Source organism: Actinomadura sp. K4S16, assembly GCF_008327685.1.
Lineage (GTDB): Bacteria > Actinomycetota > Actinomycetes > Streptosporangiales > Streptosporangiaceae > Spirillospora.
The window spans coordinates 638,844-653,861 of record NZ_BDDE01000010.1 but is presented as its reverse complement, the minus strand read 5'-3'; the positions used below and the strand labels follow the sequence as shown (position 1 = coordinate 653,861).

General features: G+C 72.2%; 17 protein-coding genes, 1 pseudogene and 1 riboswitch. Of the genes and pseudogenes, 14 read left to right on the top strand and 4 right to left on the bottom strand.

The genetic code is table 11. The annotated features are described in order from the left end of the window. Window positions 1–86 precede the first annotated feature (86 nt). Genes def through K4S16_RS03795 form a run of 6 tightly spaced genes read left to right on the top strand, consistent with a single transcriptional unit; the run spans window position 87 to window position 5,272 of the window. Complete coding sequence (def, locus tag K4S16_RS03820) at window positions 87–632, top strand: peptide deformylase (protein ID WP_149257361.1); 546 nt, start codon at window positions 87–89, stop codon at window positions 630–632. Continuing rightward, window positions 633–1,559, top strand: a complete 927-nt coding sequence (gene fmt / locus K4S16_RS03815) for a methionyl-tRNA formyltransferase (protein WP_149257360.1) — start codon at window positions 633–635, stop codon at window positions 1,557–1,559. It begins immediately after the preceding gene. Beyond that, window positions 1,559–2,965, top strand: a complete 1,407-nt coding sequence (locus K4S16_RS03810; RefSeq protein ID WP_200841672.1) for an RsmB/NOP family class I SAM-dependent RNA methyltransferase — start codon at window positions 1,559–1,561, stop codon at window positions 2,963–2,965. Before fmt ends, K4S16_RS03810 begins: the two co-directional genes overlap by 1 nt. 52 nt (window positions 2,966–3,017) lie before the next feature. Further along, a complete protein-coding gene (locus K4S16_RS03805; RefSeq protein WP_160160846.1) occupies window positions 3,018–3,932 on the top strand; it encodes a phosphatase PAP2 family protein in 915 nt (304 codons plus the stop codon). A 12-nt stretch (window positions 3,933–3,944) separates the two neighbouring features. Beyond that, complete coding sequence (rpe, locus tag K4S16_RS03800; protein ID WP_149257358.1) at window positions 3,945–4,622, top strand: ribulose-phosphate 3-epimerase; 678 nt, start codon at window positions 3,945–3,947, stop codon at window positions 4,620–4,622. Beyond that, a complete protein-coding gene (locus K4S16_RS03795; protein ID WP_235036550.1) occupies window positions 4,619–5,272 on the top strand; it encodes an HAD-IA family hydrolase in 654 nt (217 codons plus the stop codon). The genes rpe and K4S16_RS03795 overlap by 4 nt, the downstream gene beginning before the upstream one ends. Before the next feature lie 10 nt (window positions 5,273–5,282). Here the strand turns inward: K4S16_RS03795 and K4S16_RS03790 are convergent, their stop codons facing one another. Continuing rightward, window positions 5,283–5,498 (bottom strand): hypothetical protein, encoded by a 216-nt coding sequence (locus tag K4S16_RS03790; RefSeq protein WP_149257357.1) that lies wholly within the window; start codon window positions 5,496–5,498, stop codon window positions 5,283–5,285. A 215-nt stretch (window positions 5,499–5,713) separates the two neighbouring features. Continuing rightward, a riboswitch (FMN riboswitch) is annotated at window positions 5,714–5,844 on the top strand. 81 nt (window positions 5,845–5,925) lie between these two features. Here K4S16_RS03790 and K4S16_RS03785 point away from each other — a divergent pair. From K4S16_RS03785 to K4S16_RS03755, 7 genes are all read left to right on the top strand, one after another. Continuing rightward, window positions 5,926–6,519: a riboflavin synthase gene (locus tag K4S16_RS03785; RefSeq protein ID WP_149257356.1), complete on the top strand. Its 594-nt coding sequence runs from the start codon at window positions 5,926–5,928 to the stop codon at window positions 6,517–6,519. Beyond that, window positions 6,516–7,157 (top strand): nicotinamide riboside transporter PnuC, encoded by a 642-nt coding sequence (pnuC, locus tag K4S16_RS03780; RefSeq protein WP_149257355.1) that lies wholly within the window; start codon window positions 6,516–6,518, stop codon window positions 7,155–7,157. The genes K4S16_RS03785 and pnuC overlap by 4 nt, the downstream gene beginning before the upstream one ends. Continuing rightward, entirely contained in the window at window positions 7,154–8,425 is a 1,272-nt protein-coding gene (locus tag K4S16_RS03775; RefSeq protein ID WP_149257354.1) for a bifunctional 3,4-dihydroxy-2-butanone-4-phosphate synthase/GTP cyclohydrolase II, read from the top strand. Before pnuC ends, K4S16_RS03775 begins: the two co-directional genes overlap by 4 nt. Continuing rightward, window positions 8,422–8,934: a 6,7-dimethyl-8-ribityllumazine synthase gene (gene ribH / locus K4S16_RS03770; protein ID WP_149257353.1), complete on the top strand. Its 513-nt coding sequence runs from the start codon at window positions 8,422–8,424 to the stop codon at window positions 8,932–8,934. The genes K4S16_RS03775 and ribH overlap by 4 nt, the downstream gene beginning before the upstream one ends. 102 nt (window positions 8,935–9,036) lie before the next feature. Beyond that, on the top strand, window positions 9,037–9,912 hold the full coding sequence (hisG, locus tag K4S16_RS03765; RefSeq protein WP_149257352.1) for an ATP phosphoribosyltransferase: 876 nt from the start codon (window positions 9,037–9,039) through the stop codon (window positions 9,910–9,912). Beyond that, entirely contained in the window at window positions 9,905–10,351 is a 447-nt protein-coding gene (locus tag K4S16_RS03760) for a PH domain-containing protein (RefSeq protein ID WP_235036549.1), read from the top strand. Before hisG ends, K4S16_RS03760 begins: the two co-directional genes overlap by 8 nt. A gap of 87 nt (window positions 10,352–10,438) precedes the next feature. Next, window positions 10,439–11,065 carry a Uma2 family endonuclease gene (locus tag K4S16_RS03755; RefSeq protein ID WP_235036548.1) on the top strand — a complete coding sequence of 209 codons (627 nt, stop codon included), beginning with the start codon at window positions 10,439–10,441 and terminating at the stop codon, window positions 11,063–11,065. 33 nt (window positions 11,066–11,098) lie between these two features. On the opposite strand, the gene K4S16_RS03750 is transcribed toward K4S16_RS03755, so the two are convergent. The 3 genes and pseudogenes from K4S16_RS03750 to K4S16_RS03740 all read right to left on the bottom strand — a co-directional run bounded on the left by K4S16_RS03750 (window position 11,099) and on the right by K4S16_RS03740 (window position 13,958). Then, entirely contained in the window at window positions 11,099–11,737 is a 639-nt protein-coding gene (locus K4S16_RS03750) for a hypothetical protein (protein ID WP_149257351.1), read from the bottom strand. Next, entirely contained in the window at window positions 11,734–13,134 is a 1,401-nt protein-coding gene (locus tag K4S16_RS03745; protein WP_149257350.1) for a selenium-binding family protein, read from the bottom strand. The genes K4S16_RS03750 and K4S16_RS03745 overlap by 4 nt, the downstream gene beginning before the upstream one ends. Window positions 13,135–13,173: 39 nt before the next feature. After that, window positions 13,174–13,958, bottom strand: a pseudogene (locus K4S16_RS03740) (molybdopterin-dependent oxidoreductase). 150 nt (window positions 13,959–14,108) lie between these two features. Between K4S16_RS03740 and K4S16_RS03735 the strand changes: the two are divergent. Then, window positions 14,109–15,017 (top strand): MoxR family ATPase, encoded by a 909-nt coding sequence (locus tag K4S16_RS03735; RefSeq protein ID WP_149257349.1) that lies wholly within the window; start codon window positions 14,109–14,111, stop codon window positions 15,015–15,017. The last annotated feature ends 1 nt before the right edge of the window (window position 15,018 follow it).

Sequence of the window (15,018 nt, the reverse complement as noted above, 5' to 3'; positions counted from 1 at the left end):
CATGGCGTGAATGTCAGGGTGCGCGCCTCCGTAGACTGGAGGCGCCTTTCAGTCCCCAGCGACACTTGCAGGAAACGGAGTCCCCGTTGGCCGTCAAGCCCATCCGCCTCTTCGGCGACCCCGTGCTGCGCACGCCCGCGGAGCCGGTGAAGGACTTCGACAAGGAGCTGCGCCAGCTCGTCAAGGACCTCACCGACACGATGATCGACGCCCCCGGCGCGGGTCTGGCCGCCCCCCAGCTCGGCGTGGGGCTGCGGGTGTTCACCTACTACGTCGACGACCGCCTGGGGCACGTGGTCAACCCGACGCTCGACCTGTCGGACGAGCAGGAGACCGACGACGAGGGCTGCCTGTCCCTGCCCGGCCTGGCGTTCCCCACGCCCCGCTCCGTCGGCGTGGTGGCGAAGGGCTTCAACATGCACGGCGAGCCGATCACGCTGGAGGGCACCCACCTGCTGGCCCGCTGCGTCCAGCACGAGACCGACCACCTCGACGGGATCATCTTCATCGACCGGATGGACGCCGAGCAGCGCAAGGCCGCGATGAAGGCGATCCGCGAGGCCGAGTGGTTCGGCGAGCCGGCCCCCGTCGTGAAGGAGTCGCCGCACCGCACCTTCGGGAAGGCGATCTAGATGCGGCTGGTCTTCGCCGGGACGCCCGAGACCGCGCTCCCGGCCCTGAGGGCGCTTCTGGGGTCCTCGCACGAGGTCGCGGCGGTCGTGACCCGGCCGGACGGCCGTGCGGGGCGTGGGAGGCATCTGAGCCCCAGCCCGGTCGCCGCGCTCGCCGCCGAGGCCGGCGTCGAGGTGCTGAAGCCCGCGAAGGCCCGCGACCCCGAGTTCCTCGACCGGCTCCGGGAGATCGCGCCGGACTGCTGCCCGGTGGTCGCCTACGGCGCGCTGCTGCCCCGCGAGGCCCTGGAGATCCCCCGGCACGGCTGGGTGAACCTGCACTTCTCGCTGCTGCCCGCCTGGCGCGGGGCCGCGCCCGTGCAGCGCGCGATCCTGCACGGCGACGACGTGACCGGCGCGGCGACGTTCCAGATCGAGGAGGGCCTCGACACGGGCCCGGTCTACGGCGTGCTCACCGAGCCGATCCGTCCGACCGACACCAGCGGCGACCTGCTGGGACGGCTTGCCGTCGCCGGCGCCGACCTCCTGCTGGACACCATGAACGGCATCGAGGCGGGCGTCCTGGAGCCCCGGCCGCAGCCGACCGAGGGCGTGTCCCACGCGGCGAAGCTGACGCCCGAGGACGGCCGTGTCGACTGGGGGAGCCCGGCCCTGCACATCGACCGCCTGATCCGCGCCTGCACCCCCGCGCCGGGCGCGTGGACCAACTTCCGCGACACGCGGGTCAAGCTCGGCCCCGTCCGCCCGGCCCCCGACGCCGCGAAGCTGGCCCCCGGCGAGATCGGCGCGGGGAAGAAGGAGGTGCTGGTCGGCACGGCCACGCACCCCGTCGCCCTGGGCGAGGTGCAGCCGCAGGGCAAGCGCCGCATGGCGGCCGCCGACTGGGTCCGCGGCCTCGACCTCTCCGACAAGGACGCGCTGCACTGATGCCGCCCGCACGCAACCGCCGACGCGTCCCGAACCGCCGACCGGGAGGTCCCCGCAAGACGGGCCGTCCTCAGGACCTCGTCCGCCGTACCGCGTTCGACGTGATCCGGGCGGTCGAGACCCGCGACGCCTACGCGAACCTCCTCCTGCCCGCGCGCCTGCGCGACCGCGACCTGTCCGGACGCGACGCCGCCCTCGCCACCGAGCTGACGTACGGGACCCTGCGCGGCAAGGGCACCTATGACGCGGTGCTCGCGCTGTGCAGCGACCGCGAACTGCGCCGTATCGACGCCCCGCTCCTGGACGTCCTGCGCATCGGGGCCCACCAGATCCTCGCCACCCGCATCCCGCCGCATGCCGCGGTGGGGACGACGGTGGAGCTGGCCCGCTCGGTCGCGGGCCCGGGCCAGGCCAAGTTCGCCAACGCCGTGCTCCGCAAGGTCGCCACACGCGACATGGACGCCTGGCTGGAGATCGTGGCGCCCGCCGACGCCGACGCGACGACGCGCCTGTCGATCGCCCACAGCCATCCGAAGTGGATCGTGTCCGCCATGCGGGACGCCGTCGGGCGGGACGAGATCGAGGACCTCCTCGCGGCCGACAACGCCCGCCCCCGCGTGACACTGGTCGCGCGCCCCGGCCGGGCGACGCTCGAAGATCTGTACGACGCGGGCGCCGAGCCCGCCCCTTACTCGCCCTATGCCGCCGTCCTGGCCGAGGGCGACCCGGCGGGCATCGCGGCCGTCCGCGACGGGCGCGCCGCCGTCCAGGACGAGGCCAGCCAGATGGTCGCCTTGGCGCTGACCGAGGCTCCTCTGGACGGCAGGGACGCGCGCTGGGCCGACCTCTGCGCGGGGCCTGGAGGCAAGGCAGGGCTCCTGTCGGCTCTCGCCACCCAGCGCGATGCCCGGCTCCTCGCAGCGGACGTCCAGCCGCACCGCGCGGGGCTCGTCCGGAGCGCGGTCGACGACAGGGCGGGAGTCATCGCCGCGGACGGCACCGCACCCGCCTGGCACCCGGGCTCCTTCGACCGCGTGATGGTGGACGCCCCCTGCACCGGCCTGGGCGCGCTCCGCCGCCGTCCAGAGGCACGCTGGCGCCGGGGCCCCGAGTCGGTCGCCGAACTCGGGCCGCTCCAGCGGAAGCTGCTCGCCACGGCGCTGGAGTCCGTGCGGCCCGGCGGTGTGGTCGCCTACGTCACCTGCTCGCCCCACCTGGCGGAGACCCGCGTGGTGGTGGACGACGTCCTGCGCCGCCGTGACGACGTCGAGCGGCTCGACGCGCCCGCGGTCCTGACGGGGATCGCCTCAGGCCTCACCGGTCTGGGGGACGGCCCCTACGCGCAGTTCTGGCCCCACCGCCACGGCACGGACGCGATGTTCCTGGCCCTGCTGCGCCGCACCTGATGCCGTACCCGACCACTGGGGAGGTTCTCTGCTGACCGGCTTCATGGTCTTCATGTCCTACCTGGGCAGCGCGGCCTTCTACGTCCCGCTGCTCCTGGCGCTGTTCTGGTGCGTGGCGCCGCGGCTCGCCGCGCGGGCCGCGGTCGTCCTGCTGTTCGGCGCGGTCGTCAACGCCCTCCTCAAGCTGGTCTTCCACGCTCCCCGCCCGTACTGGACGGACCCGAACATCCGGGGCAGGCAGTCGCTGTCGTCCTTCGGGATGCCGTCCGGCCACGCTCAGAACAGCGTCGCGGGCTGGGGCTTCTTCGCCGCCCAGACCAGGCGGTGGTACCTGTGGGCGGGCGCCGTCGTCGTCATCGTCCTGATCGGGGTGTCACGCGTCTACCTCGGCGTCCACTCGCTGGGGCAGGTCCTGGCGGGCTGGGGCGTCGGGCTGGCCGTCCTGGTCGCCGCCCTCGGGCTGGAGCCCATCGTCGTCCCGTGGTGGCGCCGGCAGCATCTGGCCGTGCAGATGGCCCTCTCCCTCGCGGTCCCCTTGCTGCTGCTCGCGGCGTCGTGGGGCGCGCTACGGCCGCTGCGCAACTGGCAGTGGCCACAGGCATGGGCCGAGTCCATCAGGGCGGCCGGAGGCGTCACCGACCCCGTCACACTGACCGATTCGGCCCAGGCGTGCGGTGCTCTGTGCGGCCTCCTGATGGGCGTGTCCATAGTCGCCTGGCGCGGCTGGTTCGATCCGGGAGGCAAGGCCTGGCAGCGCCTGGCACGACTTCCGGTGGGCCTCGCCGGGGCCGCGGTCATCGCCCTCTTCGAGGGGACGAACCTGATCCAGGCGTTCGTCGTCCAAGCCGTGCTCGTGCTGTGGGTGATGGCGGGCGCGCCGGAGGTCTTCGTCCGCGCGCGCCTGGCGGCCCGGCCCACCCCCAGTCTCACCCGGGCGGGTGACGATCGGGCGGGCCTGCGCCAATAGACTCTGGGCATCATGGCTCCTCAGATCGCACCCAGCATCCTGTCCGCCGACTTCGCCCGCCTGGCCGAGGACGTCGCGCGCATCGCCGACTCCGCCGACTGGGTCCACGTCGACGTGATGGACAACCACTTCGTCCCGAACCTCACCCTGGGACTGCCCGTCGTGGAGTCGCTGCTCCGCAGCAGCGCGCTTCCCCTCGACTGCCACCTGATGATCGAGGACCCCGACCGCTGGGCGCCGCAGTACGCCGAGGCGGGAGCCGGGAGCGTCACCATCCACGCCGAGGCGGCGAAGGCGCCCATCCGCACCCTGCGCACCATCCGCGCCGCGGGCGCGCGCGCCGGGCTGGGCGTCAACCCGGCCACCCCGGTGGACGGCTTCGAAGACCTCCTCGGCGAGATCGACATGCTCCTGCTGATGACCGTCGAGCCCGGTTTCGGCGGCCAGAAGTTCCTGGACGTCGTCCTGCCGAAGGTCCGCCGCGCGCGGGAGCTCATCAAGGGCCGCGACCTGCCCGTCTGGCTCCAGGTGGACGGCGGCGTCAGCGCCGAGACGATCGAGCGCTGCGCGGAGGCGGGAGCGGACGTCTTCGTCGCGGGCAGCGCCGTCTACGGGGCCGACGACCCGGCCGAGGCCGTCCGACGGCTGCGCGGCCAGGCCGAGGAGGCCACGGCCAAGGCGGACTGGTGAGCACTCCCACAGTGACTCTGCCCTGCGCCGCCGTCCTGTTCGACGTGGACGGCACCCTGGTCGACTCGACGCCTCTCGTCGAGCGCGCGGGGCGTGCATGGGCCGTCGAGTACGGCATCGACCCGGACGAGTTCATGTCGGGCGCCCATGGCCGCCGCACGAGCGACCGTGTAGCCGACTTCCTCCCAGCCGAACTCGTCCGTGAGGCCACCGCGCATCTGGACGCTTTGGAGGCGGCCAGCACAGACGGCATCACCGCCCTGCCCGGCGCCGTCGAGCTGCTGGCGGACATGAGCGGCCTGCTCCACGCCTTCGTCACGTCCATGGACCGGGCGCAGTTCAAGGTCCGCACCGACGTGGCCGGCATCCCCGCTCCGCCGATCGTGGTCACCGCGGAGGACGTGCAGGCCGGCAAGCCCGACCCCTCCGGCTACCTCCAGGCGGCCCGCCGCCTGGGCGTGGACCCGTCCGCCTGCGTGGTCGTCGAGGACGCCCCCGCCGGGATCGCCGCGGGCCGCGCCGCCGGCGCCATCGTGGTGGCGCTGGTCACGAGCCATCCGGAGGAGTCCCTCGCGGAGGCCCACCACGTCGTCCGGGACCTGAGCCGCGTGAGGTCCACCCCGACCGGCCTGCACCTCGCCCTCGGCTGAGCTCCCGGGCTCACCAACCCCTGGAGTGCCCGGCCCCGGCGGTGCCGCCGCTCCAGGCGGTGTGCTCGCCCCCCGAGGCCTCCGTCTTCGCCCCGGACCGGACGCGGCGGTAGGCGGCGGACTCCACGAAGTACTTCTCCAGGCCCCGGGAGATGTCGCGCTCCGCGGACGGCGTACCGAAGTCGAGAACGTCAAGGATCTTGGGCGACAGGTTCAGCTTCGCCATGAGGCTTCCCAAATGAACGGCAGGGGGTCAGGTAACAACTTGCATCGAGCCCCCCGCTCCCGGCAAGACCCGCCGTCAAGCACTGTCTCCGCCGTGGGGCACGGCGCGCCGGCCTGTTCGGCGGCCTTCTGGCGGTGTCCGACTCGGTGGTGTTTGTGGCGATGGCCACACGGGCGCGGAATGGAATGCGTGGCACACTGGTTGGCAAAGCATGAACGCGTGCTCCGGGGTCGGTGAAATTCCGAACCGGCGGTGACAGTCCGCGACCCGGCCGAAGCCATCGGCCGGTTGACCCGGTGGAACTCCGGGACCGACGGTGAAAGTCCGGATGGGAGGCAGCGCGCGGTACGCCCCTGGCCAGGGGTGTATTCGGACGCACGTACGTCCACCAGCGTCCCCCGGAGCCCTGATCTAGGAGGCCCGGGAGATGTTCACCGGCATCGTCGAGGAGCTCGGCGAGATCGTGGCGGTCGACCCCCAGGGGGACTCGGTCGCGCTCGCGGTCCGCGGGCCGCTGGTCACCCAGGACGCCGTCCACGGCGCGTCGATCGCGGTCAACGGCGTATGCCTCACCGTGGTGGCCGTCAAGGACGGGGTCTTCACCGCCGACGTCATCAAGGAGACGCTCGACAAGTCCAGCCTGGGCGTGCTGGAACCCGGCTCCAAGGTCAACCTCGAACGCCCCGTGCGGCTGTCCGACCGGCTCGGCGGCCATCTCGTCCAGGGCCACGTCGACGGCGTCGGCGCGATCATCTCCCGCGAGCCGGGGGAGCGGTGGGACGTGGTGACGGTCTCCCTCCCCGCCGAGTTGAGCCGCTACCTGGTCGACAAGGGCTCCATCACCGTCGACGGGATCAGCCTCACGGTCGTCGAGGCCGGCGCCGACCGGTTCAGCGTCGCCCTCATCCCGACGACGCTCGCGCTGACCACCCTCGGCCACAAGCGGCCCGGCGACCCGGTGAACCTCGAAGTGGACGTCGTGGCCAAGTACGTCGAGCGCATGCTGGGAGACCGGTCATGAGCTGGCTTGGCGCCGGTTTCGAGGTCTTCGGCGAGCACATCCTCTGGACCGACCTCGTCGGCAACGTCCTGTCGCTCGCCGTCGTCTGGCTCGCGATGCGCAAGACCCTCTGGACGTGGCCGGTGCAGCTGGTCGGCGCCCTCCTGCTGCTCGCGGCCTCGCTGCACGCCCACGTCCCTGGCAACGCGCTCAAGCAGGTCCTCTTCTGCGGTCTCGCCCTGTACGGGTGGTTCATGTGGACCCGCGGGCGGCGCGAGGCCGAAGGACTGGTCGTCCGGCAGGCGACGCTCAGGGAACGCGTCGTGCTGGTGGCCGCGCTCCTGGCCGGCACGGCCGTGGTGGCCGAGCTGTTCGTCCACCTCGACTGGCTGAAGGTCGCCTGGTCGCCGTGGGCGAACGCCTACATCTTCGTCGGCAGCGCGGTCGCGACGTTCGCGCAGAGCCGCGCGCTCGTCGACTTCTGGATCGTCTGGGTGCTGGTCGACCTGGTCGGGGTGCCGCTGGCGCTCAAGTCCGGGCTGTACGTCTCCGGTGCGGTCTACGGGATCTTCTTCGTGATGGTGATGGTCGGGTTCAGGAACTGGCTCCGGGAGTCCCGGGGCACGCGCAACCCCAGGCAGAAGGCGGTGACCGCATGAGCGGCAACGACACAGTGCTCGACGACGCAGGGATCGGTACGGGCATCTTCGACTCCGTCGAGTCGGCGGTCGCCGACATCGCGGCGGGGCGCCCCGTCGTGGTAGTCGACGACGAGGACCGCGAGAACGAGGGCGACATCATCTTCGCGGCGTCGAAGGCGACGCCCGAGCTGCTGACGTTCACGATCCGCTACACCAGCGGCGTCATCTGCGTCCCGATGGAGGGCCCCGACCTCGACCGGCTGCAGATCCCGCTGATGACCGCGCAGAACACCGAGCGCATGCGCACCGCGTACACGGTCAGCGTGGACGCCCGGCTCGGCGTCTCCACCGGCATCTCCGCCGCCGACCGGGCGCACACGATCCGCACCCTGTGCGACTCGGCGTCGGAACCGAGCGACTTCGTCCGTCCCGGCCACATCTTCCCGCTCCGCTACCGCGAGGGCGGCGTCCTGCGCCGGCGCGGCCACACCGAGGCCGCCGTCGACCTCGCCCGGCTCGCCGGGCTGCCCCCGGCCGGCGTCCTCGCCGAGGTGGTGAACGAGGACGGCACCATGGCGCGCCTGCCCGAACTCCAGGTCTTCGCCAAGGAGCACGGGCTCAAGCTCGTCTCCATCGAACAACTCGCCGAGTACCGCAGGCGCACCGAGTCGATGGTCACCCGCGTCGTCGAGACCCGCCTGCCCAACCGGTACGGGATGTGGCGCGCGGTCGGGTTCTCCAGCGCCATCGACGGCGGCGAGCACATCGCCCTCGTGCTCGGCGACCTCGGCGACGGCGAGAACGTCCTGGTCAGGGCCCATTCCGAGTGCCTCACCGGCGACGTCCTGCACTCCGAGCGCTGCGACTGCGGCACCCAGTTGGACGCGGCGATGGAGCGGATCGCCGAGGAGGGCCGCGGCATCGTGCTGTACCTGCGCGGGCACGAGGGGCGCGGGATCGGCCTGCTCGCCAAGCTCCAGGCGTACGCGCTCCAGGACAACGGCTCCGACACCGTCGACGCCAACCTGGAGCTGGGGCTGCCCGCCGACGCGCGCGAGTACTCCAACGCCGGCCACATGCTGCGCGAGCTGGGCGTACGCTCGGTCCGGGTGCTCACCAACAACCCCGACAAGCTCAAGGGCCTGGGCGGCTTCGGGGTGGACGTGCGGGGGCGGGAGGCCATGCCCGTCATCGTCACCGAGCACAACCGGCGCTACCTGACGGTCAAGCGCGACCGCCTGGGCCACCAGATCGAACTGGGACACGAGAACGAGGGACTCTCATGAGCGGCGCGGGACGCCCCGAGGACATCACGGTCGACGCGGCCGGGCTCACGCTCGGCATCGTCTGCACCCGCTGGCACGGGCAGATCACCGACCGGCTGCTGGAGCGGGCGCTCGCGGCGGCGAAGGCGTGCGGCGTGGACCAGCCGGTCGCGGCCCGCGTGGCCGGCGCGCTCGAACTGCCCGTGATCGCCCAGCAGATGGCCCGCGAGTTCGACGCCGTCGTGTGCCTGGGCGCGGTCATCCGGGGCGCCACCGCCCATTTCGACTACGTGTGCGACTCGGTGACCGCCGGTGTGACCCGGGTCGCGCTGGACGAGTCGACTCCGGTGGGCAACGGAGTCCTCACATGTGACACCATTGAGCAGGCACTGGAACGCAGCGGGCTGCCAGGCAGCTCCGAGGACAAGGGATGGGAGGCGACTGTGGCCGCACTCGACACGGCACTGACCCTGCGAGGTCTGCGGCATCACGGTCACGCCGGGCACGGCCTGGAGCATCTGGGCTCCTAGCCATGGGGCGGCTCCCGAGCGGGGAGCAGTTCCGAAGCAGAGGGCGTCAGCGCTCCTGAACGTCCCGGTATCCCGTACACATCCTCATCGAAAGGCCGATCCGTGCTGTCACTCGTTCTGCCCAAGGGGTCGCTGGAGAAGGCGACCATGCAGCTGTTCGACGCCGCCGACCTCACCGTCCAGCGGGCCTCGGACCGCGACTACCGCGCCTCCATCGACGACCCCCGCATCGACCGGGTCCGCGTCCTGCGCCCGCAGGAGATCCCGACCTACCTCGAACAGGGCCTGTTCGACCTCGGCATCACCGGCCGCGACTGGATCACCGAGACCGACGCCGACGTCGTCAGCCTCGGGGAGCTGAAGTACTCCAAGGCCACCTCCAACCCGGTCCGCGTGATCATGGCGGTGCCCGAGGGCGCGCCCTGGCAGTCGGTGGCCGACCTGCCGGAGGGCGTCCGGATCTCCACCGAGTTCCCGGCGATGACCAAGCGGTTCCTCGACCAGCACGGCGTGAAGGCCACGGTCGTCCCGTCCTACGGCGCGACCGAGGCGAAGGTGCCCGACATCGTGGACGCGATCGTCGACCTCACCGAGACCGGCTCGTCGCTGCGCAAGAACGGCCTGCGCATCCTCGACACGCTCCTGACCAGCTACACCGAGCTGGTCGCGAACCGCGACGCCTACGAGGACGCCGAGAAGCGCGCCGCGATGGAGGACGTCGCCCTGCTGCTCCAGGGCGTGATCCGCGCGCGGGGCAAGGTGCTGCTGAAGCTGAACGTCGCGCACGCCGACCTGCAGAAGGTCCTCGACATCATGCCCGCGATGGCGTCGCCCACGGTCACCTCGCTCGCCGGCGGGGAGTCCAACGCCGTGGAGTCGGTGGTCGCCAAGCGCGGCGTCAACACGCTGATCCCGGCGCTGAAGGCGGCGGGCGCCCACGACATCCTCGAGATCCCCATCGCGAAGATCGTTGACTGACGTCCCGGCCCTGCCGGCGGTGTGGCGCCCCCGCACCACCCGGCTCGTCGCCTACACCACGGCGGGCGTGATCGTGCTCGGCATGATCGTGCTCGCCGTGGTGGTGGCGCCGCAGTTCAAGCTGTTCGACCGGCTCCTGATGGTCGCGTTCGGCGCGGGGGTCGCCTGGATCCTGCACATGCTGGCCCGCTGCCGCGTCAGCGCCGACGAGTCCGGCCTCACGGTCGTCAACGCCTTCCGCACCCGCCGCCTCGAATGGCCCGAGGTCGTCGACGTCTCCATGACCGTCGGCGACCCGTGGCCCACGCTCGACCTGGCCGACGGCACGTCCCTCGGCGCCATGGGCATCAACGGCGCCGAGAAGACCCTCGCCGCCCACCAGCTCGCCGAGCTCCGCGCCCTCCTCCACGCCCGGGGCGAAGCCCCCGACCCCGCCTGACCCGCGCCGTCCGCCCCGCCGCTTGAACGGTCGCCGTTCTAGGCTGATGCCAGGACCGAGGGAGCGTCCGTGTGCGAAGGTGGGCACATGACCGCTCAGAGTGTCGAGGCGATTGCGGAAAGTTGCCACATGGACCTTGAGGCGCTGCCAGACTGGGTGATCCCCCCGCCGGACGGCTTCACCGCCGACGACTTCCTCCGCATGCGCGGTCTGCCCCGGCACACGGAGCTGATCGACGGGAGTCTGGTCTTCGTGAGTCCGCAGCGCAAGTGGCACGTGCGTGTGATCAACCTGCTGCGGGACGAGCTCAACCGGCAGGCGCCCGCGGCCCTGTGCGCCGACCGGGAGATGACCGTGAGGCTCTCCGACCGGCATGCGCCCGAGCCGGACGTGCTGGTCGTCACGGCGGAGGCCTACGAGCGCGACGAGCCGTCGACCTACTACCTTCCCGAAGACGTCGTCCTCGTGGTCGAGGCGGTCTCCCCCGATTCGCGGATTCGCGACCGGGAGGTCAAACCGCGCAGGTACCGGGAGGCCGGCATCAGGCACTTCTGGCGTGTCGAAGAGGACGAGGGCAGGACCATCGTCTATGTCTACGAGTTCGATCCGGCCTGCGCCGCGTACGTCATGACCGGAATTCACCACGACCAGCTCAAGGTGACGGCGCCTTTCCCGATCGAGATCGATCTCTCGGCCGTCGGCAAGCGCCGGTAGAGCCAGGCGCGGGCCGCCGCGTCCGGCCCAGGATCACCAGGCGGTCAGGGCGGTGACGGCGCCGGCGCCTATCAGGGCCACCGCCCACAGGCGGTCGAGGTTGAACCAGGCGCGGCGCAGGACGGCCAGGCCGACGATCTCGTAGACGAGCACGGCGATCACTCCGGCGACGGCGAACATCGACAGGGTGTGCACCGCCGTGACGAACACGCCGGTCGACAGGGCGCTCCCGGACGACGAGGCCAGGCCGTGGCCGTGGCCCGCCGGGGCCGTTCCGGAGGAGGTGAGCACGGGCAGCAGCATCAGGCCCGCGCCGTGCACCGACGACATCAGGAACGACCAGCCGGCGAGCTGCCACAGCGAGATCCGCATGCCGACCCACCGGAAGTGCCGTTGCGACAGCAGCCGCCACAGGCCGAACCCGACGAGCACCGCCCCGCCGCCGATCGCGACCGCGCGGGTCGCGACGACGGAGCGGGTGAGGGCGACCAGGACGGCGACGGCGCCGACGGAGGCGGCGTGGCCCGCGGCGATGGCCGGGAGCGACTGCAGCACGAGCGACCGGCTGCGCTCCTGGAGGCCGCGGGCAACCGCGAACAGCCATCCCATGGCCGGGTTGAGGCCGTGGAACGCGCCGAGCGCGACCAGCGCCGCGAGCGACCCGTCGTTCACGGGTAGCAGTAGGAGTCCGAGGACGCGTCGCCGCCCTGGAGGCGCGTCTGGTGCGGCCGCAGGCCCCGGAAGTCGTCGCCGCTCGGGAAGAACCGCTCGTCGAACGAGAAGCCCTCCGGGGTGGAGTCGAGCTTGGCCATCCACGCGCCGACGCCGTCGGGGTAGAACTGGTCGTCCCACGAGCCGTAGAGCGAGTTGGTGACGTAGACGCGCTTCCCGTCGCGGCTGACCTCGACCATCTGCGGCCCGCCCGCGAGGGGGCGGCCGGGGCCGGCGGGATGCGGGGTGCGGCGCACGATGCCGCCGATGCGCACCGAGCCCGCCTCCACCGGGTGGAACGGGTCGCTGACGTCGTAGCGCTTCAGCTCCCCGGTGCCCCAGCACGAGACGTACAGCCACTGGTCGTCCACGGACAGGTCGATGTCCGTCACGAGCGGGGGCACGGCCCCGAACGGGCGGATGACGGGCGGCAGGTCGTCCGGGTCGGCCGGCTCGGCGGGGATTGTGATCACCTTCGTCGCCGCCCACCGGTCGCCGTCGCGGTGCCAGACCCAGACCGACGCCGACAGGTCCTCGACGCTGACGACCACGCCCGCGAACCCGTAGAGCTTCGTCGGGTCGTGCGCCGGACGCAGCTCCAGGACCATCTGGTGCTCGTCCCCGAGGTCGACCGTCTGGACGTGCTTGCGCTTGCGCAGGTCGAAGAAGTTCAGCGAATGGCCGTACTCGCGCCCGAGCAGCAGTTCGCCGACGACACCGTCCTCGACCATGGACGGCGTGCCCCACTCGGACGTGATGAGAACGTCGTGCGCGATGTGCCACCAGGCGTCGTAGGCGTAGTACTGCGGCCCCCGGTCGACCTCCCACCGCCCGAGCACCTCGAAGGAGGTGTGGTCGAGCAGCGCGATCCCGCCCGGCCCGTCCTCGCCGTTCGCCCCGCCGAGGGCGGTCAGGTAGAGGCCCTCCGGCCCGCAGTGGACGGTGTGCGGGCGCGAGTACCCGGCGCGCTTGGCCAGCTCGTCCGCCTCCAGCGTCTTGACGATCTTCGGGGCGGTCGGGTCGTCCTTGGTGTCGATGACGTAGACCCGCGACGACCGCAGCCCCGGGACGATCAGGTACCGGCGCTCGACGTGCGGATGCGGCGACCCGGGGCACAGGGCGCTGCTGCACGCGTTCCACCCGAAGTGGTGCAGCTCGTCGCCGAGGTTGGGCAGCTCGGTCCACCCCACCACGGAGCCGTAGGCGGCGGAGCCGGGGTCCACGTCGAGCACCGCGATCGCGTCCGGCTTCTCGGCGGCCCGGTCGAACGCCGCGACATAGGCGAGCTTCTCCGGCGGCGCGGAGGCGGCGTCGCGGGGTGACGCGTAGAACGTCGGGTCCGGCTTCCACAGTGCCATGGGGGTCCTTTCAGACGGTGCTGAGGTGATGGCGGGGTGTCAGACGATGGTGACCGGGTGCCGTACGACGGCGCCGAAGAGATAGCCGAGGGTGTTGTAGGGGGCGGTCGCGGGCTGGGTCGCGCCGGTCTCGTCGGTCGCGCGCGCCAGGAGCTCGTGGCGGCCCGGCCTTTCCGGGCGCCACGGCAGTTCCCAGCGGACCCAGCCGCGCGGGTTCGGGTGACGGTCCCGCGGGCGCGCGCGGCGCCACGTCCGGCCGCACGCGATCCCCGCCCATGAGGGCACGACCAGGCGCACCGGGTAGCCGTGGTCGGGCGGCAGGGGAGCGCCGTTCATCTCGTAGGCGAGGAGTGCGTCCTTCATGGCCTTCGCCACCGGCAGGGGGCGCCGCACGCGGCCCAGGTTCTCGCCCTTGTCCACAAAGTCAGCGTCCAACCCGCGCGGCATGATGTCCACGGCCTCGGGGGTGATACCTGCGCGACGCAGGACGGTCGCCAGGCGGACCCCGCGCCAGCGGGCGACCCGACCGCGCCGAGCCGCCAGGCCGTCCCCGACACCTCCTGGCCCCGCTGGGAGGTGTAGAACCCGCGCCCGTTGCCCGTGCACTCGATGAACGCGGTGACCTTCTCCGACGGGAGCCGGAGAAGGTCCTCGTAGGTGAACTCGACGGGGCGGTCCTCGGCCGGTGCGCCGCGCAGGCCGGTGCCCCACAGCCTCAGCCGCCAGGTCCGCGCGTCGATGAGCGGTGTGGCGACGTGGTTGCGGACGAAGAACCGGTCGGCGGGCGTGAGCTCCCCCTGCCCGCGGATGGCCTCCCACCGCATCTCGGCGTTCGTGCCCTGCGGGACGAACAGCTCCGGTTCGCGGACGCGCCTGGCCCGCCCGTCCGCCCTGAACCGCATGTCCGGTGAAGCCGGATGTGTGACTTGGGTCTCGGGCTGAGTAGCCTGTGATCCGTGGGGGAGGCGGCGCCGATGACCGTGGACCAGGTCGGATCGCCCGCGGAGCTCGCGGGCCTGCTCGACAGGCATGGCTACCTGAGCGACGAGGGGCTGGCCACGGCCTGCTTCCTCGCGCTGCGGATGGGGCGGCCCCTGTTCCTGGAGGGGGAGGCCGGCGTCGGCAAGACGGAGCTGGCCAAGACCCTCGCCCGGGGGCTCGACGCGCCGCTGATCCGGCTGCAGTGCTACGAGGGGCTCGACGCGTCGCAGGCGCTCTACGACTGGGACTTCCCCCGCCAGCTCCTGCACCTGCGCGCGGCGGAGGCCGCGGGCGTCAGCGACGTGGCGCGGCTGGAGGGCGAGCTCTACGACCGGCGGTTCCTGCTGGCGCGGCCGCTGCTCCAGGCGCTGGAGACGTCGCCCAGCGTGCTGCTCGTCGACGAGCTGGACCGCGCCGACGACGAGTTCGAGGCGTTCCTGCTCGAGGTCCTCAGCGACTTCACGATCACCGTTCCGGAGCTGGGCACGATCCGGGCCGAGCGGCCGCCGGTCGTCGTGGTGACCTCCAACCGCACCCGCGAGGTCCACGACGCGCTGAAGCGCCGCTGCCTGTACCACTGGCTGGAGCATCCGGACTTCGACCGCGAGGTCGCGATCATCAGGCGGCGGCTGCCGGACGCGTCGGAGCGGCTGGCCGGGCAGGTGGCGCGGGCCGCGCAGCGGATGCGCGAGACCGACCTGCTGAAGCCGCCGGGCGTCGCCGAGACCCTGGACTGGACGGAGGCGCTCGTCGCCCTCGGCGTCCGCGACCTCGACCCGGGGACGGCGGCGGTGACGCTCGGCGCCGTCCTGAAGTACCGCGAGGACCAGCAGCGCGTGCTCGGCGGAGCGGCCGGCGCCGGCGGCGCCGTCGGGCTAGAGGCCCTGCTCAGCGGGGGTTAGC